The organism is Limnohabitans sp. 2KL-17, assembly GCF_003063415.1.
GTDB lineage: Bacteria > Pseudomonadota > Gammaproteobacteria > Burkholderiales > Burkholderiaceae_C > Limnohabitans_A.
Genome location: NZ_NESK01000023.1, coordinates 1 through 22088, shown reverse-complemented (window position 1 = coordinate 22088; position 22088 = coordinate 1). Strand labels below are relative to the sequence as shown.

21 protein-coding genes are annotated in these 22088 nt (G+C 57.7%); 13 read left to right on the top strand and 8 right to left on the bottom strand.

Annotation, left to right across the window (positions count from 1 at the left end; all coding sequences use genetic code 11):
* Nucleotides 1-7 precede the first annotated feature (7 nt).
* Genes gspK through gspG form a run of 5 tightly spaced genes read right to left on the bottom strand, consistent with a single transcriptional unit; the run spans nt 8 to nt 3020 of the window.
* Entirely contained in the window at nt 8-994 is a 987-nt protein-coding gene (gspK, locus tag B9Z45_RS12420) for a type II secretion system minor pseudopilin GspK (RefSeq protein WP_108407541.1), read from the bottom strand.
* Nucleotides 991-1731: a prepilin-type N-terminal cleavage/methylation domain-containing protein gene (locus tag B9Z45_RS12415; protein WP_108407540.1), complete on the bottom strand. Its 741-nt coding sequence runs from the start codon at nt 1729-1731 to the stop codon at nt 991-993. The genes gspK and B9Z45_RS12415 overlap by 4 nt, the downstream gene beginning before the upstream one ends.
* A complete protein-coding gene (gene gspI, locus B9Z45_RS12410; protein WP_108407539.1) occupies nt 1731-2123 on the bottom strand; it encodes a type II secretion system minor pseudopilin GspI in 393 nt (130 codons plus the stop codon). The genes B9Z45_RS12415 and gspI overlap by 1 nt, the downstream gene beginning before the upstream one ends.
* Entirely contained in the window at nt 2123-2608 is a 486-nt protein-coding gene (locus B9Z45_RS12405) for a prepilin-type N-terminal cleavage/methylation domain-containing protein (protein ID WP_108407538.1), read from the bottom strand. The genes gspI and B9Z45_RS12405 overlap by 1 nt, the downstream gene beginning before the upstream one ends.
* Complete coding sequence (gene gspG / locus B9Z45_RS12400; protein WP_108407578.1) at nt 2583-3020, bottom strand: type II secretion system major pseudopilin GspG; 438 nt, start codon at nt 3018-3020, stop codon at nt 2583-2585. The genes B9Z45_RS12405 and gspG overlap by 26 nt, the downstream gene beginning before the upstream one ends.
* Before the next feature lie 21 nt (nt 3021-3041).
* On the opposite strand from gspG, the gene B9Z45_RS12395 reads away from it, so the two are divergent.
* Nucleotides 3042-3488 (top strand): type II secretion system protein N, encoded by a 447-nt coding sequence (locus B9Z45_RS12395; protein WP_108407537.1) that lies wholly within the window; start codon nt 3042-3044, stop codon nt 3486-3488.
* A 121-nt stretch (nt 3489-3609) separates the two neighbouring features.
* Nucleotides 3610-6084, top strand: a complete 2475-nt coding sequence (locus B9Z45_RS12390; RefSeq protein WP_108407536.1) for a carboxypeptidase-like regulatory domain-containing protein — start codon at nt 3610-3612, stop codon at nt 6082-6084.
* A gap of 77 nt (nt 6085-6161) precedes the next feature.
* Here the strand turns inward: B9Z45_RS12390 and ilvA are convergent, their stop codons facing one another.
* The gene (gene ilvA / locus B9Z45_RS12385) at nt 6162-7709 is read right to left on the bottom strand and encodes a threonine ammonia-lyase, biosynthetic (RefSeq protein WP_108407535.1); all 1548 of its coding nucleotides are present in this window, start codon (nt 7707-7709) and stop codon (nt 6162-6164) included.
* A gap of 360 nt (nt 7710-8069) precedes the next feature.
* On the opposite strand from ilvA, the gene B9Z45_RS12380 reads away from it, so the two are divergent.
* Nucleotides 8070-8522 carry an OsmC family protein gene (locus B9Z45_RS12380; protein WP_108407534.1) on the top strand — a complete coding sequence of 151 codons (453 nt, stop codon included), beginning with the start codon at nt 8070-8072 and terminating at the stop codon, nt 8520-8522.
* A gap of 63 nt (nt 8523-8585) precedes the next feature.
* On the opposite strand, the gene coq7 is transcribed toward B9Z45_RS12380, so the two are convergent.
* The gene (gene coq7 / locus B9Z45_RS12375) at nt 8586-9212 is read right to left on the bottom strand and encodes a 2-polyprenyl-3-methyl-6-methoxy-1,4-benzoquinone monooxygenase (protein ID WP_108407533.1); all 627 of its coding nucleotides are present in this window, start codon (nt 9210-9212) and stop codon (nt 8586-8588) included.
* Nucleotides 9213-9568: 356 nt separating this feature from the next.
* Here coq7 and B9Z45_RS12370 point away from each other — a divergent pair, with 356 nt between their 5' ends.
* From B9Z45_RS12370 to B9Z45_RS12330, 9 genes are all read left to right on the top strand, one after another.
* The gene (locus B9Z45_RS12370) at nt 9569-10588 is read left to right on the top strand and encodes a porin (RefSeq protein ID WP_108407532.1); all 1020 of its coding nucleotides are present in this window, start codon (nt 9569-9571) and stop codon (nt 10586-10588) included.
* A 212-nt stretch (nt 10589-10800) separates the two neighbouring features.
* Nucleotides 10801-11577 carry a DUF3047 domain-containing protein gene (locus B9Z45_RS12365; protein WP_108407531.1) on the top strand — a complete coding sequence of 259 codons (777 nt, stop codon included), beginning with the start codon at nt 10801-10803 and terminating at the stop codon, nt 11575-11577.
* A 116-nt stretch (nt 11578-11693) separates the two neighbouring features.
* Entirely contained in the window at nt 11694-13301 is a 1608-nt protein-coding gene (locus tag B9Z45_RS12360; RefSeq protein ID WP_233252189.1) for an ABC transporter substrate-binding protein, read from the top strand.
* Complete coding sequence (locus tag B9Z45_RS12355) at nt 13301-14281, top strand: ABC transporter permease (protein WP_108407530.1); 981 nt, start codon at nt 13301-13303, stop codon at nt 14279-14281. The genes B9Z45_RS12360 and B9Z45_RS12355 overlap by 1 nt, the downstream gene beginning before the upstream one ends.
* Nucleotides 14282-14283: 2 nt before the next feature.
* Nucleotides 14284-15531 carry a M20 aminoacylase family protein gene (locus tag B9Z45_RS12350; RefSeq protein WP_108407529.1) on the top strand — a complete coding sequence of 416 codons (1248 nt, stop codon included), beginning with the start codon at nt 14284-14286 and terminating at the stop codon, nt 15529-15531.
* Nucleotides 15532-15593: 62 nt separating this feature from the next.
* Nucleotides 15594-17147, top strand: coding sequence for an ABC transporter substrate-binding protein (locus tag B9Z45_RS12345; protein ID WP_370445841.1), 1554 nt, complete (start codon nt 15594-15596; stop codon nt 17145-17147).
* A gap of 3 nt (nt 17148-17150) precedes the next feature.
* Complete coding sequence (locus B9Z45_RS12340) at nt 17151-18059, top strand: ABC transporter permease (RefSeq protein WP_108407527.1); 909 nt, start codon at nt 17151-17153, stop codon at nt 18057-18059.
* Entirely contained in the window at nt 18056-19024 is a 969-nt protein-coding gene (locus B9Z45_RS12335; protein WP_108407526.1) for an ABC transporter ATP-binding protein, read from the top strand. Before B9Z45_RS12340 ends, B9Z45_RS12335 begins: the two co-directional genes overlap by 4 nt.
* On the top strand, nt 19021-20028 hold the full coding sequence (locus B9Z45_RS12330; protein WP_108407525.1) for an ABC transporter ATP-binding protein: 1008 nt from the start codon (nt 19021-19023) through the stop codon (nt 20026-20028). Before B9Z45_RS12335 ends, B9Z45_RS12330 begins: the two co-directional genes overlap by 4 nt.
* 144 nt (nt 20029-20172) lie before the next feature.
* Here B9Z45_RS12330 and B9Z45_RS12325 read toward each other — a convergent pair whose 3' ends face one another.
* On the bottom strand, nt 20173-21309 hold the full coding sequence (locus B9Z45_RS12325) for a porin (RefSeq protein WP_158270424.1): 1137 nt from the start codon (nt 21307-21309) through the stop codon (nt 20173-20175).
* A 119-nt stretch (nt 21310-21428) separates the two neighbouring features.
* Between B9Z45_RS12325 and B9Z45_RS17270 the strand changes: the two genes are divergently transcribed.
* The gene (locus B9Z45_RS17270; RefSeq protein ID WP_199221899.1) at nt 21429-21992 is read left to right on the top strand and encodes a hypothetical protein; all 564 of its coding nucleotides are present in this window, start codon (nt 21429-21431) and stop codon (nt 21990-21992) included.
* Nucleotides 21993-22088 lie beyond the last annotated feature (96 nt).

Sequence of the window (22088 nt, the reverse complement as noted above, 5' to 3'; positions counted from 1 at the left end):
GAACAGCTCATTGTAGAGGTGAGTTCAGGCGCTGTATCGGGTTTCTGACCCGCCACACCATGCGCACCTGATTGCCGTCGCGGCGCATCAATGCGCGTTCTTGCTGCACCACATTGTCAATGCGCATGCGACCTTGCACTTCGAAAAAGCGGCTCTGGACGCTGTGCTGTTTTTCGTCCAGTTGCCGACCCGCAGCGCCAAGCGCTTCACGGGCTGCGTCCAGGCTGGGCCAATGCCCTCGCTGGCGCTGGTCCACCGCCTGGCGAGCCGAGGCCAGATCCAGCCCGGGCAAGCTGGCCGACAGCACTTCGGCTGAGGCGGTGTTCAAGTTAACGGGTGTGGCCTCGGGCAGGATGGTGATGTGCTCCTGCAAGCTCGCCAGGGTGCGAGGGCTCAGCCCCAACCAAAGCAGTTGTGCAGTTTGCTGTGGCATCAATGCGGCGCTGGCTGTTGCCGTGGCGGGCTTTGCGGCAGCTTCTGCTGTGGCTTGCAGTTGCAGGGCCAGGTTTTGCAGTTCGCTCAACGGCAGGTTGAGCCGCTCAAACAAGGCCGCAAACCGGGCCAGCGCCTTGGTGGAGACTTTGCCGTCTTCGATCAGGTTCATCACATTCATGCGCGATTGCGCATCGGTGATCTGGCCAGACAAAAACACTTCGGCATCGCCTTCATGCCATTGCTGGTCTTGTGACAAAAAGGTGGACAGCTTGGACTCTTGCACAGGCAAGGCCCAGGGCTCGCCCAAATGATCAACACCCGCGCCTTGTGCCGAAACCGCATCCTCGCGCAAGATCAGGCGGGTCCAGTCCAGCGCGCCCGTCATCATCCAGCTGGTCTGGCTGCGGCCGCGTTCGGCGGTTTCGATCTCGACTTGCCGCCATTGTTGCCAAAGCGCCGCACTGGCCAAGGTGGTGACCAGGGCCACGGTGAGCATGGCCGTGAGCAAGGCGGCGCCGCGCTGAAGCTGTTTGTTGGGGCGGGCTGTGCAAAGCGTCATGGCAGCGCCCCTGACAAAGTGGGGCGCACCCAGTCCATGCTCAAGCTGCCAGCGCCTGACGGCCCTGGGGGCAAGGTCAATACCAGGCGAACGCCATCGGGTGTGGCTCCACTTTGCGTCGTGTTGCCGTCTGCGTTGTTGCTGGTGCCTGTCGTCACGGCATCGCTCGACAAGGGGTTGGTCCAGGCGCCACCCCGGTGCACAAACAATTGCCAACCCGCCAAGGGGTGAATTTGCACTTGCCCGGTGCGGGTGGCATCGTCGGGTGTTTGGCTCCATTGCTGCGCCAGTTTCCAGGCGGTTTGCCAATCCTGGCGCTGCGTCAGCGGGGCCGATTGCCAGCGTTGCCAATCGCCTCCGCCAGGGCGTCCAGGGTCGATGCGCCAAGTCCAGGCGACCACCCGCACGCTGGGCGCGCCCATGGCGTCAATACCGACACCGACACTGGAGGGCGGCGCATCAGCGCTTCGCCGCGTCAGGCGCAGTACTTTGCCGTCCCAGTTCCAGCTGGCGATGCCTTGTAATTCAGCCAGTTGGTCCAGGTCGGTTTGCCATTGGGCCAGGCCAGCTTGCAAGGTGCGGATCTCGTCTGAGCGCGATTGCAAACTGCTTTGTGTGCGCAGCATGCCGTCCAGTCCGCGCCAGGACATCAGGGCCATCAAGGCCATCACGCTGATGGCGACCAGCACCTCGATCAGGGTGAAGCCGCGTGCTTGAAGGGCTGGGCGTGCGTGCATCAGTTGCGCCCCATCACGGTGGACAGCTGCAGCACGTAGTCCCCCTGGTCCAGCACCCGCGCATCGACCCGCCTGAAATTGGGGTTGGGTGTGGGGCGAACCGACACATCGACCTGCAGCAGTCGCCCGGCTTGCGTGCATTGGACCGTGGTGTTGCCCGTGTCGGGCAGCTGTCTGCGCAGCCGCAAGGCGATCAGTTCGTTTTCGGCGCAAATTTGTCCCAGCATGCTCACCGTCTGGCGTTCGGCATTGCGGCTGAGCGATCCGGTGGCTTTCAGCCCTGCCATCAGCGCAAGCGCCGTGATGCCGAGTGCAACAAGGACTTCAATCAACGTGAAGCCGCGCACCCGTGGTGAGGCGCCGGATGGGAAACGGACTTTGCGTGGGGGCATCAGTTGCCTCCTGTCGCTTCGAGCTTGGTTTGCACCTTGAAAGGCCGCAAGCCATCGGTGAGCACCCACAGTTGCCGGGCTGGCCGCGTGCTGCTCGACAAAGCGAGTGCCTGGGGTTCGATCAAGGGCTCGGGCCCCAAAACAATGGCTGTGCCGGCAGCAGTGCGGGTGGTCTTGTCGAGCCAGTTGCGTGGCAAGCCAGGCGGCGGCAAGCCCTCGAAAACGAAATCTTGTGAACCTCCTGGCGCTTGCGCACGCCAAACCACCGGCAGGCCACTGGCACGGGCTTGGGCTCGGCCGGTTTCAAGCAGGGCCGCCAGGCGTTGGGCATCACGTTCCAGGGCGCTGTCGGCACTGTCTCGCAGGGCCATGCTCACGCCAGCAGTGGCCACTGCGACCAGGGCAAGCACCACCAAAAGCTCCAGCAAAGTGAAGCCGCTCGCCTGCGCGGCGTGCCGTTTATTGCCAGCTGCCGATGTCCGCATTGTTGCCCTCGCCGCCGGCTTGACCGTCAGCACCAAAGGACAGCACATCCACCTCGCCTTTGATGCCGGGGTTCATGTATTGGTAAGCGCGGCCCCAGGGGTCATTGGGCAACTTGTCCAGGTAAGGCTTCCAGTTGCCTGGCACCGGCTCGGTGGCGGGCTTAAGGATCAGCGCGTTCAGGCCTTGTTCTGCCGAGGGAAAGCGCTGGTTGTCCAGTTTGTAGAGTTTGAGTGCCTGCATCAGATTGCCCACGTCGGTGCGGGCGGCGGTGATGCGGGCGTCGTCAGCACGGCCCAGCACGTTGGGCACGATGAGCGCGGCCAGCACCCCGATGATGGCCAGCACCACCATGAGTTCAATCAGGGTAAAGCCGCGTTGGCGACGGGTTGGGGCATGGGCTTTGGTTTGCATGGGGTCGATCATAATCTGCACATGAAAAGCACAGCCTCCTTGAAAACAAGCCACTGGTCCAGCGGGCTGGCCGCCTGTGCCTGGGCCTTGGCTGCGGCCAGCGCGGTGTATTGGGGCTTGCAATTGACGTCGCCGCAGACCGTTCAGTCGACCACCAGCCTTTCCACGGCGCCTGAACGGCAGCCAGAAGTCGCCCCAGCCATCGCCCGAGCCTTGGGCCAAATGGCCACCCAAGAAGGGCCAAAGGCCTCAACCAACAGCCAGTTCAAGCTGCTGGGCGTCATTGCCTCAAGCTCTGGCCAAGGCAGCGCCTTGATCGCCACCGACGGCCAGCCACCCAAAGCCTACCGCGTAGGCCAAGCCGTGCAAGATGGTTTGACCCTCGTGTCCCTGACCCCCAGACAGGCCAGGCTCCAGTCACCCAGCGCCGATATGTTGCTGGAATTACCCAATCCTGACAAACCGTAAGCACCTCTTGGTTTTGTTGCTTTTGTTGTATCAGGGTAACTACTGATGGTTTAACCGTATCAAAAATTGGAATTAAAGAGCAGAATTTGGCAAATGTCATTTTTTCTCGAAGACTATTTTAATGTTTAAAAAATTAACAAAAATGTTATTGCTGCCCGCTGCGGCAGCGGTTTTGGTGGCTTGTGGGGGAGGGGGAGGAGGCAGCAGTAGCCAAATCACCAATTCGATTTCTGGTGTTGCTGCTATCGGCGCACCAATTTCTGGTGCCCTGATCACACTTCGTGATGTGAACGGAAAAACGGTCTCGGTATCGGCTGACACGTCAGGTGAGTACTCTTTTGCAGACTTATCGGGGTTCGTTGCACCGTTTCAAATAACTGCTTCAGGGCAAATTGGTGATCGCCAAGTCGTTCACCATGCGATTGTTCCGAAAATTTCAGGTGCCCAAACAGCAAACGTTAGCCAGCTTACGACTGCAGCGACAGCTTTGTTGGTAACCTCTTCATCAATTGGCGACTTGTCACCCAGTCAGCTGAGTGCTCTTACGGATTCATCGATTCAAAATGCTTATGACTCGATTAAGATAGTTTTGAAGCCTTTGACAGATAAGCTCATTGGGAACAACTTTGATCCGTTGACCACGCAGTTCAAGGCCAACGGAGAAGGCGCAGACTTGTTGCTTGACCATGTGGCTATGAACACCCGTGCTGGATACGTCGAGTTGTCCAACAAAATGGCATCTTCAACCGAAACTGACACAGTTTCCACCGTAGTGATTAGCAAGTCTGCAGGCGTTAGTCCTTCTGGTGCCATGGACGCTGCCACCATTGAGCCACCCAAATTCAAGCTCTTATTGGATAAATTCACAGCTTGTTTTGCAGTTTCAGAAACTGCAAGGTTGACCAACAAGACGGTTTCCTCTGCTACGCTGGATCCTGCTTGTGCTGATCTGGCTGTGCCCGGCTATTTGCAAAATGGCGCACCTTTCATGCTGCGTTGGGCCAGGGCGCTCAATTCCAATACGATCAACACGACGGCTGGTGCAAAGTTCAATTCTGTTGATATCCGACTGTTAAGCAATGCAAACCCTTTGCGACTGGCGGTCAACATCAATTGGCAAGACAATGCAGGAAGTGGTTATACAACGCCCGAGGTGATTGAAAAGCAAAGCGATGACACTTGGAAGCTTTATGGTAATCGCCGAAAAGTATCTGCTTCGGTGGATGCAACTCTTAACTACTTGCGAGACATGACCGTTGCGCCAAATAACTACAACAACGTCAACTTCAGTCGCATTGAATCCGGAATGCGCTTTCAGTTTGATCCCCGGATCACATTTGATGCAACAACCGGAGAGCCGGATCTTAGTGCAACCATCGATTACAGAACTTCTACGGGTTACAAGAATACAGGTGCAAGTTTTTCCGCAATTAACACCAATAAAGGTTTAAAAACCATCACCCAGTGCGTCGTAGTCATGGGGCCAGGCAGGTTTGAAGGTTCAAAGTGGATGGGCATGTTCCCTCATGGGGTGATGTTGAAAAGGCCATCAGGTTCAACTGTTCAAGATTATTTGGCCATTGACCGTCGGTTGACCTCAGCGCAAAAAACGGCCTTGAACCAAACGGCGTTAAATTCAACTGTCAGCATTTCAAACTTTTGTGGCAATACAACTGGTCAAGTGGACAGCGTGACAGACACATCTTCTTCAACTTATTTGGTTGAGTCGGAGCCGTTGTTGAACCAAGTCCATCCTTTAACCGGGGTGGTCAGTACGGCGATGAATGGACGCGATTCACGTTGGAATACTGGTGCACGCTACGCGCGCATGAAACCAGATGCCGAGTTGGCTAAGACGTTTGACAACAACCCAGTCTTTACTTATTACGTTATTGATTCTGACAATAAGTTGAGAATGAAATTTAATGTTCGTTATTTGGGTGAATTACCTCCTGCTTCAGTGGCAAAGGACTTGGTCGATGCCGAGATGTTGAGTGTTCCAACGAAGCAGACATTGACCAAATATTTGGACTTTTCTGCAACAGGCGCGGCGACTTTGAACAATCAAAGTTCAGTCGACGCTACTTGGACCACCAAATCCGGAGCTATCGGAGCTGATTTGGTGGGCTTCTACTCCGAGGTGAGCAGAGGCCGTCCTGGGCCAGGATTGCGGGGTCCATTGTCGATTCATACTGCTAACCAAAGCTTCACGGGCCTAAATGCAGATGGCATTTGGTCAGCAGACGATGACTTGGCTGCAGAACTGGATGCCATCCCAGGAATTAACTTTTGGAATGCAGCTGGTGGATTTGCAAAAGAGAAGCATCCGACTACTGCTTGCAGTCCTAGTTCTACGACAAGCACAGTAGACACTAGCAGTTTCGGTGTTGGTCGCAGTATGCAGGAACTGTCTAGTCGCACCCTCGCGACAGGAAGTGTCTTCTACGGCGTTGATGGTTTGACCGATGCGTGTTTGGGTACTTCTTTCAGTACACCGGTAACAAATGCCTACGTATACCGTGAAGTATGGACGCGTACATATACTGAAAAGAACGTGCGCGTTTACCATATCACTGCAAACAAAGCATTTCGATAATCAGTGCACCGTTCAAAATTACAAAAGGGTCCGAGAGGACCCTTTTTTTCAGTATTGATCAAGCGCAACGACGAGCATTACCCCCGCAAGAACATCCGATAAACCGGGTTATCAGTCTCTTCCGCATACGGATACCCCAGCGCCTGCAAGAACTTGGCAAAGGCCTTGTCGTCTTTGGGGGGGACCTGCAGGCCCACCAAGATGCGGCCGTAGTCGGCGCCCTGGTTGCGGTAGTGGAACAGGCTGATGTTCCAACCTGGGCGCATCAGGCTCAAGAACTTCAGCAGAGCGCCCGGACGCTCCGGGAATTCAAAACGCATCAGGCGCTCGTCTTGTGACAGCGCCGAGTGCCCGCCCACCATGTGGCGGATATGCTCTTTGGCCAGTTCGTCGTGCGTCAGGTCGAGCGCCAAAAACTTGTGTTTGTTGAAGTTGGCGGTGATCTTGCTGCTCTCGCCTTTGCCGTGGGTGCTCAGGCCCAAAAACACATGGGCTTGGTCCGAGTCGCTCATGCGGTAGTTGAATTCCGTCACATTGCGCGTGCCGCCAGGCAGGCTGCCAATCAGCTCCAGAAAGCGCTTGAAGCTGCCGCGCTCTTCAGGAATGGTGACCGCAAACAGGGCTTCTTTTTCTTCGCCCACATCGGCGCGCTCAGCCACAAAGCGCAATCGGTCAAAGTTCATGTTGGCGCCACACAAAATGGCGGCATAAGTCTGGCCCTTGGTCTTGTGCGTGGCCACGTACTGCTTGATGGCGGCCACCGCCAGCGCGCCCGCGGGCTCCACGATCGAGCGGGTGTCCACAAACACATCCTTGATGGCTGCGCACACCGAGTCGGTGTCCACCGTCATGAACTCGTCCACCAGATTGCTTGCAACGCGGAATGTTTCTTCGCCCACCAGCTTCACGGCCGTGCCGTCCGAGAAAAGACCCACATCGGACAAGTTCACCCGTTTTTTGGCCGCGACCGACTGGATCATGGCCTGAGAGTCGTTCATCTGCACGCCGATCACCTTGACACCCGGGCGCACCGCCTTGATGTAGTTGGCCACGCCGCTGATCAAGCCACCACCGCCAATGGCCACAAATACCGCATCCAGCGGGCCTTGGTGCTGGCGCAGTATCTCCATGGCAATGGTGCCTTGGCCAGCGATCACCTCGGGGTCGTCAAAGGGGTGGACAAAAGTGAGACCCTGTTTTTTTTGCAGGCTCAGGGCATGGTCGTAGGCATCGGAGTAGCTGTCGCCAAACAGCGCCACCTCACCGCCCAGGCCTTTGACCGCGTCGATCTTGACTTGCGGCGTAGTGGTGGGCATCACGATCACGGCGCGTGCGCCCAGCTTGCTGCCGCTCAGCGCAACGCCCTGGGCGTGGTTGCCCGCCGAGGCGCAGATGACCCCTTTTTTGAGCTGCTCGGGCGACAGGTGGGCCATCTTGTTATAAGCCCCGCGCAGCTTGAAACTGTGCACCGGTTGCTGGTCTTCGCGCTTGAGCAGCACCTGGTTGCCCAAGCGCCGCGACAAAATTTTGGCCGTTTCCAGGGCCGACTCTACGGCGACGTCATAGACCTTAGCGTTCAGGATCTTGATCAGGTAATCAGCGGGTTGGAGGTGTTTTGTGGTCATGTCCAGAACGATCGCGGGCAAGCCGCACGCCTAAAAAGTTTGGCCTTAATGATAACGGCCAAAAAAAATGCCCCGAGCCTTGCGGCTTGGGGCAAATCCACCTTTTCAGAGGGTGGAGGAGACAAACGGTGCGTACAAAAAAGCACGCTTGTTCGCAATTCTACGGGTGTTTTGTTGCATTGCAGCAAGTTGTTTGTTTCAAATTGCAAAAATTTGCCAGAAAGCTCATACAGCCGTCCAATTTTGAGGTTTGCCGCGTGCAATCGGCAAGGCCGCAGTGGGTTCCAGAGTGTCTTGGTTAACATCTACCTATCCAAGCTCGCTCAAAATTTTGAGCCACTCAACCGACGAGGAAATGAAATGGAATGCACAGTCACCTGGACCGGCGCTGCCGGCACCCGCTCCGGCATGGGTTTTTTAGCCGAAACCGGTTCCGGCCATGTCATCGCCATGGACGGCGCGCCCGATGCTGTCAAGCCTGAAAACGGCGGCCAAAACCTGGCACCTCGCCCCATGGAAACCTTGTTGGCCGGCACCGGTGGCTGCACCGCCTACGATGTGGTGTTGATCCTCAAGCGGGGTCGCCATGATGTGCGCGGCTGCAGCGTCAAGCTGACCAGCGAACGTGCCGAAGTCGACCCCAAAGTCTTCACCAAGATCAACATGCATTTCACCGTCACCGCCAAAGGCGTGCCTACCAGCGCGGTCGAGCGCGCCATCACCATGAGCCACGAAAAATACTGCTCGGCCAGCATCATGCTGGGCAAGACGGCCGAGATCACCACCAGTTTTGAGGTGGTGGAAGCGGGCTGAAATCCATAAAGAATGGCATCACTTTCCATGCATTCAAGAAAACACGCGCTTTAATGCAAGCCCTCAAACCCGGTGTGCCACCTGCGTCATCAGCTTGGCGGCCACCTGCATCAGTGATTTAACGGGGGCGGGCAGCTCCACTGCCCCGGCCTTGAGGGCCATTTGGGCATGGGCTATTTCATCGGCTTTCATCTGGGCCACGATGGCCCGCGATTCGGAGTCGGCAGCAGGCAAACGGTCCATGTGGCTTTGCAGGTGGGCTTCGACCTGACGCTCGGTTTCTACGACAAAGCCCAGACTCACTTTGTCGCCCCCTAGCTTGCCTGCCGCGTAACCAATGACAAAGGACCCGGCATACCAGAGCGGGTTTAACAGAGACGGGCGGTCTTTCAGCTCGTTGAGGCGCTGGTACGTCCAGGCCAGGTGGTCGGTTTCCTCGCGGCTGGCCTCGGCCAACTGCGCCCGCAGTGCCGGGTCTTTGCAGGCCAGGGCCTGGCCGGTGTAAAGCGCCTGGGCGCACACCTCGCCAACATGGTTCACGCGCATCAGGGCTGCAGCTTCTTTTCGCTCTGCTTCACTCATTTCCAGGCCCGCGCTTTCGGCAACTGGCATGGGGCGGCTGGCGCGTGGTTCCGCGCACAGGGTTCGTAAAGCGCTGTCGGCGGCGAGGATCAGGGCATTGAGGGTCATGTGAAAACTCTTGAGTACAACAAAGGACTATAAAGGGCAACGAAAAAGCATTGCAAGACCATCCTGGCTGTTTTATTAGGGTTGCCACATTCAACCCAATGCATTCGACAGTGCGTTGAAGTTGTTGAATTTATTAGAGAAAAATGATGTTAATTGATTTTAAAAAGTCCTGACTTGCAGTGTTTGTTGCAGCGATGCAACGAAAATGACCTTTATTCTTTTAATTTCTTGGAAAAGACCTTCGGCTCTGGTGCAATAGCTCAACCTTCCGAATTTGGAGGTTGGCTAAGTGTTCGGGCAGGTGGTCTTCACCTGGTGGATACGAAGCTCTTTTTTAATCTTTGGAGAAATTTGCAATGAAAAAAACTCTGATTGCTCTGGCTACATTGGCAGCCGCAACTGGCGCTTTGGCTCAATCTACTGTCACTTTGTTCGGCGTGGCTGACGCTGCTGTTCAGTACACTAAAACTGGCGCTGCCAAGAAAACAGCCATGGCTACTTCAGCCTTGAACTCCAGCCGTTTTGGCGTTCGTGGTGAAGAGGATCTTGGCGGCGGCATGAAAGCTGGTTTCCACCTGGAAGCTGGCGTTGCCAATGACAGCGGTGCTGGCGCTGCTACCAACACCAACAACCAAACTGTGACCGCTTTGACCAGTGCTGGCACACAAGGCTTGACTTTCAACCGTCGCTCTACTCTGAGCCTGATGGGTGGTTTCGGTGAGTTGCGCGTTGGCCGTGACTACACGCCTTTGTTCTGGACTCAAACTATCTATGATCCGTTCGGCACCAACGGTGTGGGCGCATCCCAAGCCAACGCCAGCGCTAACCCAGCAACTTTGCTGACAGGCGTGCGTGCTTCCAACAGCATTGGCTACATTTCTCCTTCCTTCAGCGGTTTTGCAGTCCAAGTTCAAACTTACTTGGGTGAAAACGCATCCAATGACGCACTTGGCAAAAAGACTGGTTCTGGCAACGGCCTCCGCGCCACATACGAACAAGGCCCTGTGAGCGTCGCTCTTGCTACAGCCAAGTACGACACAGCTTTGAACACCACACACAAAGGCACAAACGTCGGTGCTTCTTATGACTTGGGCATGGTCAAATTGACTGGCCTTTACTCTACTGACGAAGACACTGGCGCAGCAAAAGTCAAAGGTTACTTGGTCGGCTTGACAGCTCCTTTGGGCGCTGGCGTTGCTAAGCTTGCATTCTCCAATGCCAAGCAAGGCACGACACTTGACACGGACAAGTTCGCTGCTGGTTACGTCTACTCTTTGAGCAAGCGTACGAGCATCTATACAACCATCGCTAACACCAAGCCTAAGACTGGTGACAAGACCACTGGTTTCGACCTGGGCGTGTCCCACTCCTTCTAATTCCCCGCTGGCGCAAGCCAGTTGAGATTTAAAAGACTAAAAAACCCACCGTGGCAACACGGTGGGGTTTTTTTATGTCTGTGCCCAGCATGGGTGCACACCTTCGGGTGCAAGCCCCTCAGCGGGTGGGGTCATGCAAGCCAATCGGCAAGCGGCTTGCCATAAGATGCGCGTCGTGTAACAAAGGGCTCAATTGACCGTTGAGGGTGTGCATGAAAACTGGGTATCTACTTGGACAATTGCTGTGGCGTTGGGTTTTGGGTGGCTTATGGGTGGGCGCGTTGCTGGGAGGGCTGACAGCTTGTGCTTTGCAACCACAGGCCGTGCCATCGGCAGCGGTGCTCACCAAGCCTGCGGGGGGCGCTTTGCACTTCAGCCCGCAACACACGGCCCAGTGGGACCCGGTGCTGTTGCCGGGCAAATTGCGCACCGCCTTCAAGCTGGAGACGCACCAACAGCGTGTGGCCGTTCAGGCAGATGCCGGGGCATCGGCCAGCATGTTGCGCCAGCGACTGAGCGTGCCGCCTGATCAATTGGGGCGTCTGAGGTTTGAGTGGCAAGTGGACAGCTTGATCGCACAAGCAGACATGGCCGAGCGCGACAGCGAAGACTCTCCGGTTCGGCTGATCCTGGCTTTTGAGGGGGACCGCAGCCAGTTTTCTGCCAAAAACGCCATGCTCAGCGAACTCACCGAAGCCCTCACCGGCGAGCCCTTGCCCTATGCCACGCTGATGTACGTCTGGTGCAACCGCCGTCCGGTCGATTCGGTCATCATGAACCCGCGCACAGACCGTGTGCGCAAGCTGGTGGTGGAGTCTGGCCCGGTGCATGTTCAGCAGTGGCGTCGCTACCAGCGCGATATCCGGGCCGATTTTGAGAAGGCCTTTGGCGAGCCACCCGGGGCATTGGTGGGCATGGCCATCATGACCGACACGGACAACACGCGGGGCAAGGTTCGGGCCTGGTACGGCAACATTGACCTCGATTGAATGCACCAGTCCTGTGCGCGACAGGCCACTTGGGGGAATTCCCTCTCCCTTACGCGGGCCTGAATGTTGCATAGTATGCAACTCCTTACATCACATTCCAAGACCGAGGTAAATTGATGAAATACGCAACAAATTTGTCCGTCCGCACCACCACACTGGCGCTCGCTTTGGGCTTGGCGGGCCTGATGGGCGCTGCCACGGTGCAGGCCAAGCCTTTCAAATGGTCCAGCGCCAGCGACATCCCCACGCTCGACATCCATTCGCAAAACAATGCCTTGGGCAATGGTGTGCACGCGGCTATTTTTGACTCGTTGGTCTACTACAACAGCAAAACCTTCAAGGTGGAAGGCAAGCTGGCCACCTCTTGGAAGGAAATGTCGGGCACCCAATACCGGTTTAATTTGCGCAAAGGCGTGAAATTCAGCGATGGCTCGCCGCTGACAGCCGACGATGTGGTGTTTTCTCTGGACCGTGCCCGCAGCAAAACCTCCAATTTCAACGTCTACACCCAAGGCTTCAGCCGCATCGTCAAGGTCGATGCCAACACCGTTGACATCATTCTCAGTGGCCCCAACCCGGTGCTGCTGAACCAGTTGACCGAGCTACGCATCATGAGCAAAGCTTGGGCCGAAAAGAACAAGTCGGTCGAGCCCAAAGACGCCAAAGTCAAAGAAGAAAACTTTGCCCACCGCAATGCCATGGGCAGCGGCCCTTTCATGGTCAAGGACTGGCAGCCCGACCAAAAGCTGGTGCTGGTGAAAAACCCCAACTGGTGGGGCTGGTCTGAGGTGCCCAGCAACGTGACCGAAATCATCTACACCCCCATCAAGAACGAAGCCACCCGCGCTGCGGCCTTGCTCTCCGGCGAGCTGGACTTCGTGCTCGACCCCAGCCCGCAAGACCTGGGGCGCATGCGCAACAACGCCAACCTGAAAGTGGTCGATGGCATCGAGAACCGCACCATCTTTTTGGGCATGGACCAGCAGCGCGACGAATTGCCCGGTTCCAGCGTGAAGGGCAAAAACCCCCTGAAAGATGTGAAAGTGCGCAAAGCGCTTTACCAGGCCATCGACATCGACACCATCCAGCGCGTCACCATGCGCGGCTTGTCTCAAACCACCGGCGCGCTCGTGGCGCCCCAGGTGAATGGCTGGACCAAAGGGGTCGACACCCGTTTCCCATATTCCCAGGATGCCGCCAAAAAGCTGTTGGCCGAAGCCGGTTACGCCAATGGCTTTGAGGTGGACTTTGCCTGCCCCAACAACCGTTACATCAACGACGAAGAAATCTGCCAGGCCATCACGGCCATGTGGGCCAAGGTGGGCGTCAAGGCCAAGCTGCGCACCATGCCGCTGGTGACTTATTTCCCCATGATCCAGCGCTACGAAGCCAGCATTTACATGCTGGGTTGGGGCGTACCCACCTTTGACGGCTTGTACAGCCTGCAGTCTCTGGTGCGCTCGGTGGGCACAGGCGGTGACGGCAATTACAACGTGGGCCGCTACAGCAACCCGCGCATGGACTACATCGTGGACCGTGTCAAAACCGAGACCGATTTGCCTGTGCGCAACCGTTTGTTGACCGAAGGCCTGCAGTTGCAAAACGACACGGTGGCGCACATTCCCCTGCACAACCAAGTCATCCCCTGGGCCATGAAGAAAAACGTCGAGGTGATTCATCGGCCTGACAACCGCCTCGACTGGTCGCTGATCAGGGTCAACTGATGCTCGCTTTCATCCTGCAGCGTCTGATTCAGGCTGTGGTCGTCATGATCACGGTGGCTTTCATCGCCTTTTTGTTGTTTCAGTATGTGGGTGACCCGGTGGTGTTCTTGCTCGGGCAAGACGCCACCAAAGAGCAGATCGAGTTGCTCAGGTCCGATCTGGGCCTGGACCAGCCCTTCTTTGTGCAGTTCGGCCACTTTTTGTCTAATGCCGTGCAAGGCGAGTTTGGCTTGAGCTTGCGCCAGGGCGCCAAGGTGTCGCGCCTGATCGCCGAGCGCCTGCCCGCCACACTGGAGCTGGCTTTGGTGGCGGCCACGCTGGCACTGGCCATTGGCATTCCCATGGGGGTTTATGCAGCTTTGCGCCGTGGCACCTGGGCCAGCCAGCTGATCATGACTGTGTCGCTGCTGGGCGTGTCCTTGCCCACCTTTCTCATTGGCATTTTGTTGATCTTGGTCTTTGCCGTGATGCTGGGCTGGTTTCCCAGTTTCGGCAGGGGCGATGTGGTGCAGATGGGCTGGTGGTCCAGTGGCCTGATGACGGCCAAGGGCTGGCACCACATTGTTTTGCCCGCAGTCACGCTGGCGATTTTTCAGCTCACGCTGATCATGCGGCTGGTGCGCGCCGAGATGCTCGAGGTGCTGCGCACCGATTACATCAAGTTCGCACGCGCCCGGGGCCTGTCCAACCGGACCATCCACTTCGGGCACGCACTCAAAAATACCCTGGTGCCCGTGCTGACCATCACCGGCTTGCAGCTGGGTGGCCTGATCGCGTTTGCCATCATCACCGAGACGGTGTTCCAGTGGCCCGGCATGGGTTTGCTGTTCATCCAGGCGGTGACCTTTGCCGACATCCCGGTCATGGCCGCTTACCTGTGCCTGATCGCCCTGATTTTTGTGGTCATCAATCTGGTGGTGGACTTGCTTTACTTTGTGGTCGACCCTCGCCTGCGCGTAGGCAAGCCAGGGGGCCATTGAACATGGGTGCTTCCTTGCAATCGGTGTTGGGGCGCGGCGCTGCGTTTGCGCGCATTGCGCAGTTTCACCCCGAGCTCACGGCCTTTCGGCGCGACCTGCATGCACACCCTGAATTGGGCTTTGAAGAGGTCTACACCTCGGGCCGCGTGGCCGAGGGCCTGAAGCTGTGCGGTGTGGACAGCGTCCACACCGGCATCGGCAAAACCGGCGTGGTGGCCTTGGTGCACGGCGCAGGCCGTTCGGCCAGCAACCCGGGCCGCATGATCGGCCTGCGCGCCGACATGGACGCGCTGCCAATGACCGAGTTCAATGAATGCACCTGGAAGTCTTCCAAACCCGGGCTGATGCACGGCTGTGGCCACGACGGCCACACCGCCATGCTGATGGGCGCGGCGCGTTATCTGGCCGAAACCCGCCGATTTGATGGCACGGCCGTGCTGATTTTTCAGCCGGGCGAAGAAGGCTACGCGGGCGCCCGCGCCATGATGCAAGACGGCTTGTTCGAGCGCTTTCCTTGCGAAAAAGTTTTTGCCCAGCACAACTCGCCTGAAACGCCTTTGGGCGTGATCGGCATCACCCCCGGCCCCATGCAGGCGGCGGTGGACCGCATCGAAATCCTCATTCGCGGCAAGGGCGGTCACGGTGCGCGCCCGCACCAGGCCATCGACCCTGTGCTGGTGGCAGGCCACATCATCACTGCCGCGCAAAGCGTGGTGGCCCGCAACCTGTCGGCGTTTGACCAGGCGGTGGTCAGCATTTGCTCGATGCAAGGCGGCCACCCGGGTGCCATGAGCGTGATCCCCGGCGATGTGACCCTGGTGGGCACCGTGCGCACTTACAGCGAGAGCGTGCAAGACCAAATCGAAGAACGCCTGCGCAACCTGTGTACTGGCATCGCCCAGGGCTTTGGTGCTTCGGCAGAACTCCATTACGAGCGCACCTACCCCGCCACCGTGAACACCGTGCCCGAGGCGCAATTTGCCTGCGACGTGGCGGCGGCCCTGGTGGGCGAAGACAAGGTGTGGCGTAACATGTTGCCCAGCATGGGCGGTGAAGATTTTTCCTTCATGCTGCAGGCCAAGCCTGGCGCCTACATCCGCATTGGGCAAGGTCTGCCCCACGGCCCTGGCCCGCACCCATTGCACAATAGCCGATACGACTTCAACGACGACATCCTGCCCCTGGGCGCCGCCTTGCACGCCAGCCTGGTCGAGCAGGCTTTGCCCCTGGGCGCTGTCGCCAAACCCTAACAACCCACCACTTTCAACTTCAGGAGTCTTTCATGCGAACATCCAAACTGTCCCGTTCCCTGATGGCTGCAGCCATCGTCTCGGCTTTGTCGCTGGGCATGGCGCAAGCCGCCACCGTGCGCATTGCCAACCAGGGGGATGCCTTGTCGATGGACCCGCATTCGCTCAACGAGTCGCTGCAACTGAGCGTGACCAACAACGTCTATGAATCTTTGGTGGGCGTGAGCAAAGACCTGAAGTTTGAACCCGGTCTGGCCGCTTCATGGAAGCAAACAGCGCCCACTGTCTGGCGCTTCGAGCTGCGCAAGAACGTGCGCTTTCATGACGACACGCCTTTCACCGCCGACGACGTGGTGTTTTCTTTGAACCGCGCAGCAGGCGAAGGCTCCGACATGCGCAGCAACACCAACGACATCAAGGAAGTGCGCAAAATCAACAGCCACACCGTCGAGATCGAGACCAAAGCCCCTTTCCCCATCCTGCCCAACGTCTTGTCCTCGGTCTACATCATGAGCAAGAAGTGGTGCGAGGACAACCAGGCCGTTCGCCCGGTAGACCGTCGCAAAGGCATTGAAAATGCCGCCTCATTCCGCGCCAATGGCACAGGTCCTTACCGTCTGCGTGAGCGCCAGCCCAACATCCGCACCACCTTTGTTCGCAATGGCAACTACTGGGGCAAGATCGAGGGCAATGTGGACGAAGTGATCTTCTCCGTGATCGCCAATGACCCGACCCGCGTAGCCGCCTTGCTGTCGGGTGAGATCGACATCATGGAGCCAGTGCCTGTGCAAGACGTGCCCCGCATCAACAGCGGTGCCAACACGCGCGCTCTGGTGGCCCCCGAGTTGCGCACCATCTTTTTGGGCATGGACCAAAAGCGTGACGAACTGCTTTACTCCAGCGTGAAGGGCAAAAACCCCTTCAAGGACAAGCGTGTCCGCCAGGCTTTCTACCAGGCCATTGACATCGAAGGCATCAAGCGCACTGTGATGCGCGGCGCCTCGAACCCCAGCGCCTTGATGGTGGGCCCTGGCATCAACGGTTACAGCCCCGACCTGAATAAGCGCTTGCCTTTTGACCCCGAAGCCTCCAAAAAGCTGCTGGCCGAAGCTGGTTACCCCACCGGCTTCACGGTGGACATGAACTGCCCCAACGACCGTTATGTGAACGACGGCCAAATCTGTGAGGCTGTGGCCGCCAATCTGGCGCGAGTCGGGGTCAAGATCAACCTGAAGGCTGAGACCAAGGGCACGTATTTCCCCAAAATCTTGCGCCGCGACACCAGCTTCTATTTGTTGGGCTGGACACCCAGCACCTACGATGCACACAACGCGTTGAACGCACTCATGCGTTGCGTGGACGACAAGGGTACAGGCCAGTTCAACCTGGGCGCTTATTGCAACCCCAAGGTGGATGAGCTGACGGTCAAGATCCAGAGCGAAACCGACCAAACCAAGCGCAACGGCATGATCCGTGAGGTGTTCCAGCTGCACAACGACGACATCGGCCACCTGCCTTTGCACCAGCAGGCCTTGGCCTGGGGCACCAGCAAAAAGGTCACGCTGGTTCAGCGCGGTGACAACTACATGCCCTTCAAGTCCATCAGCATCAAATAAGCAATGAACGCATTGAAGCGCTGGCTGAACAGCGATGTGGGTTACAGCTTCCGCCAGTCGCCTACGGCGATGGTGGCGGCTGCGATCGCCTTTGTTTGCCTTTTTTGTTCGGTATTCGCCGGCTGGGTTTCGCCCACCAACCCCTTTGACCTGGCCACGCTGGAGCTGAGTGATGCCCGACTGCCGCCCGCGTGGCTGGACGGCGGCAGCACCAAGTTCTTGCTGGGCACCGATGACCAGGGCCGCGACATCTTGTCTGCCCTGATTTATGGTTCGCGCATCTCTTTGGTGGTGGGGCTGGCTTCGGTGGTCTTGTCGGTGGTGGTGGGTGTGGGCCTGGGCTTGCTGGCCGGTTTTCGGGGGGGCTGGATCGATGCCCTCCTCATGCGTTTGTGCGATGTGATGCTGTCTTTCCCGGCCATTTTGGTGGCCCTCTTGATTGCGGGTGTGGGGCGTGCCCTGTTTCCCAATGCGCACGAGTCGCTGGCTTTTGGGGTGCTGATCATCTCGATCTCGCTCACCGGTTGGGTGCAATACGCCCGCACGGTGCGCGGCACCACCTTGGTCGAGCGCAACAAGGAATACGTGCAAGCCGCCCGCGTAACGGGCGTGGCCCCCTTGCGCATCATGGTCAAGCATGTGCTGCCCAACGTGATGGGCCCGGTCATGGTGCTGGCCACCATTCAGGTGGCGACGGCCATCATCACCGAGGCCACACTGTCTTTTCTGGGTGTCGGTGCACCGCCCACATCGCCCTCGCTGGGCACCCTGATCCGGGTGGGCAACGACTATTTGTTTTCGGGCGAATGGTGGATCACGATTTTCCCGGGGCTGATGCTGGTGCTGATCGCGCTGTCGGTCAACTTGCTGGGTGACTGGTTGCGCGACGCGCTGAATCCGAGATTGCGATGAGTCTTTTACAAGTCAAGAATTTGGTGGTGGAGTTTCCCAGCCGCCACGGCACTTTGCGTGCGCTGGACGATATTTCCTTTGACATCGCGCCCGGAGAAATCCTGGGGGTGGTGGGCGAATCGGGTGCGGGGAAATCGCTGACCGGTGCCGCCATCATCGGCCTGCTGGAGCCACCGGGCCAAGTGTCCAGCGGTCAGATTCTGCTGGAAGGCCAGCGCATCGACCACCTCAACGCCGACCAGATGCGCCACATCCGGGGCCGCAAGATTGGTGCGATTTTTCAGGACCCGCTGACCTCACTGAACCCGCTTTACACCATTGGCCGGCAACTGACCGAGACCATATTGGCCCACCTGCCGGTCACGCCCAAAGAGGCTCGGCAACGCGCCATTGACCTGCTGAAAGACACCGGCATTTCTGCGGCCGAAGAACGCATTGACCACTACCCGCACCAGTTCTCGGGCGGCATGCGCCAGCGCGTGGTGATTGCCCTGGCCCTGGCGGCCGAGCCGCAACTGATCGTGGCCGACGAGCCCACCACGGCCCTCGATGTGTCCATTCAGGCGCAGATCATCAGCTTGCTCAAAAAAGTTTGCAAAGACCGTGGCGCAGCCGTGATGTTGATCACGCACGACATGGGTGTGATCGCCGAAACCTGCGACCGCGTGGCGGTGCTCTATGCCGGGCGTGTGGCCGAAATCGGCCCGGTGCACCAGGTCATCAACCACCCAGCCCACCCCTACACCGCAGGCCTGATGGCCTCGATTCCCGACATGGACAGTGACCGCGAACGCCTGAACCAGATCGACGGCGCCATGCCGCGCCTGAACGCCATTCCCACTGGCTGCGCCTTCAACCCGCGCTGCCCCAAGGCCTTTGACCGCTGCCGGCAAGAGCGGCCCGAGTTGGTGCAGGCGGGTGCCAACCGCGCAGCCTGCTGGCTGCACGACGGGAGTGCCGCATGAGCGACACAAAACCCCAGCCACAGACCCAGCCCTTGGTCGTCGCGCACGATCTGGCCAAAACCTTTGACGTCTCGGCCCCTTGGCTGAACCGTGTGATCGAGCGCAAACCGCGCCAGATGCTGAACGCCGTCGATGGCGTGAGCTTCGAGATCGAGCGCGGCAAAACCCTGGCCCTGGTGGGCGAGTCCGGCTGCGGCAAAAGCACCGTGGCACGCTTGCTGGTGGGCCTGTATGAGCCCACACGCGGTGGCCTGACGTTTGACGGGCAAGATGCCCACGCGGCCTTCAAGTCGCCCGATGCACAAAAAATGCGCCAGCGCATCCAGATGATTTTTCAGGACCCTTATGCCAGCCTGAACCCGCGCTGGACGGTGGACAACATCATTGGCGAGCCGCTGAAAGAGCATGGCCTGATTCAAGACGCCGACGAGCTCAAAGCCCGCGTAGCCGAGCTGCTGCAGTCGGTAGGTTTGTCGCCACTCGACATGGTCAAGTACCCGCACCAGTTTTCGGGTGGGCAACGCCAGCGCATCTCGATCGCGCGGGCACTGGCCACTGCGCCTGAGTTTTTGGTGTGCGACGAGCCCACTTCTGCGCTCGATGTGAGTGTGCAGGCGCAAGTGCTCAACATCATGAAAGACCTGCAGCGTGCGCGCGGCCTGACGTATTTGTTCATCAGCCACAACCTGGCGGTGGTGCGCCATGTGAGCGACCAGGTGGGCGTGATGTACCTGGGCCGACTGGTGGAGTTGGCCGACAAACACACCCTGTTTGGTAACCCGCAACACCCTTACACACGGATGCTGCTGGACGCGATCCCCAAAATGCACGATACCGGCCGCGCCCGCACCCCGGTGCAGGGCGAAGTGCCCAACCCCCTGAACCCGCCCACCGGCTGCACCTTTCATCCGCGCTGCCCGCAGGTGACCGACATCTGCCGCACTGAGCGTCCACCGCTGCGCGACTTCAAAGGCATCAAGATCGCTTGTCACGCGGTGGTGTGAGCCCACATTGATCGGCCCTGAACCCCTGCGTTGTGCAGGGCCCACTGGCACCACATTGATCACACAGACGTAAAAAAACCCACCGTGTTGCCACGGTGGGTTTCTTAGTCTTTTAAATCTCAACTGGCTTGCACCAGCGTCAAATTAGAAAGCGTGGTTCAGACCAATGTAAGTGGCTGATGGTTTGGCTTTTTGAGCGGCCAAGCCATTTTTGTCCATGGTACGGTAGAAAGCGTAGGCGCGTGTGCGCTTGCTCAGAGCGTAACCAGCATGGACAGAGAAGCCATCGATTTTGGCAACTTGACCAGCAGCAGGAGCACTGTCTTTCACAGTGATGTAAGTCGCGCCAAAAGTCCATGCGTCCATAGGCATGGTCAAAGTCACGTGCGAAGCTTTGTCAGCAGCAGCACCAGCAGTCTTCTGGTTGTATGTACCCACGTTGATCTTGGCCATGCCCAGATCGTAAGAAGCCATCAAACGGCTTTCTTTCGACTCAACACCAGCAGCAGCATTCAAAGCAGCTTGTGTGGAAGATGCAGCCAAAGCGCCAAATGTTGTTGCGTCGCTAGGCGCAGCAGCAATTTTGCCCATGCTGTAAGACACAGCGATAGGACCTTGCACATAAGAAACTTGCGCTTCAGTCACAACACCTTCGCTGCGCAAGTTGTCACGCTCACCCAAACCGTACAAAGCTTGCACTTGGAAGCCATTGAACACAGGCGATGCGTACTTGAAAGAGTCGTTGATACGGCCAGCAGCGCCCAAAACTGGGGCAGCGCCACCGAATGCGTTGTTCACGCCAGCTTGTGCAGCAGAGTTGGCCATGAAGTAGGTCCAAACGGAACCATGGTTGCCGCCTGCGTTGTTGTTGTCGTCAGAGATGGACTGGTTGCGACCCACGCGCAATTCACCGAAACCACCCTTGAGACCAATGTACAGATCGCGGTCACCAAAAGCCAGGCCTTGGTTGGTAGCGGATGTTGCTGCAGCGCTAGTACCCATGTTAGGGTTGACTTGACGGACGAACGTATTTGCACGGTCAGCAGCGATGGTGCTGTTGGCACGGAAAATGGCGCTCAAACCGCCGCCCAGATCTTCAACGCCAGAGAAGATGATCTTGGAAGTGGATGTGGCACCGTTTTGGACAGTAGAGATCTTGCCGCCGTCAGCGGTTTTGGCACTGACGTAAGACAGGTCGATGTTGCCAGAGATGGACACCGAAGATTGAGCGAAAGCAGCGCTGGAAACTGTCAGAACAGCCAGAGCAGCTACATTTATCACATTATTTGCCAATAAAAAGTTAACATCTAATTCGTCACTCTATACTTTACTAGCCTATGACTGTCCGGCCTCTTTTTGGCTCTTTGTGTGCCAGCCTCGACGATTTTTTGACCCAGCCCATGCACATCGTGGGCGCGTCGGGCGCGTCTGCCGTGGCCATTTTGGATGCCAATCAACCCGTCTTTTACGTGTTCAGCCCAGACGCTTGGATAAAAATGTCAGAGTCCAGAGCCGTAAATGTCAAAAAGTCTAAAAACAATCAAAAAATCAATCATTTAAGCAACGAGGCAGAAGAGGCTGGTGAGGACGAGGACGATGAAGACCCCGGGCCGGCCCAGTTGCCGCGTCCGCGCAGCGTGAAACGCCCGCGTACGGGGATGACGGACTCGGTGCTGACCCAGGGCGCCATGCGCTTTAACAGTTTTGACGTGCTGGCGGAGCAGTTGATTGAGCAGGAGAACCAGCGTGTCAAGCGGGGGGAACTCAGTTCGGCGTCTGTCGGCATCCTGAAAAACCGCCTGGATGCCCATGTACTGCCTTATTTCAAATACATTCCGCCCTCGCAGGTCACGCCCATGATGATGGACGCCTTTGTGCGGCGGTTGACAGACAGCCAGCTCAGTTCCACCACCGTGTCGCAATATTTGGTGGTTGACCTTGCCCCCGAAAAACGTACTGCTTAGCTGATGGTTAAAAATCAGTTCAAGGAGAACGAAATGAGTGAAACGAGGAAACGGGCCAAGTACACGCTGGAATTCAAGATGGAGGCGGTCAGGCTG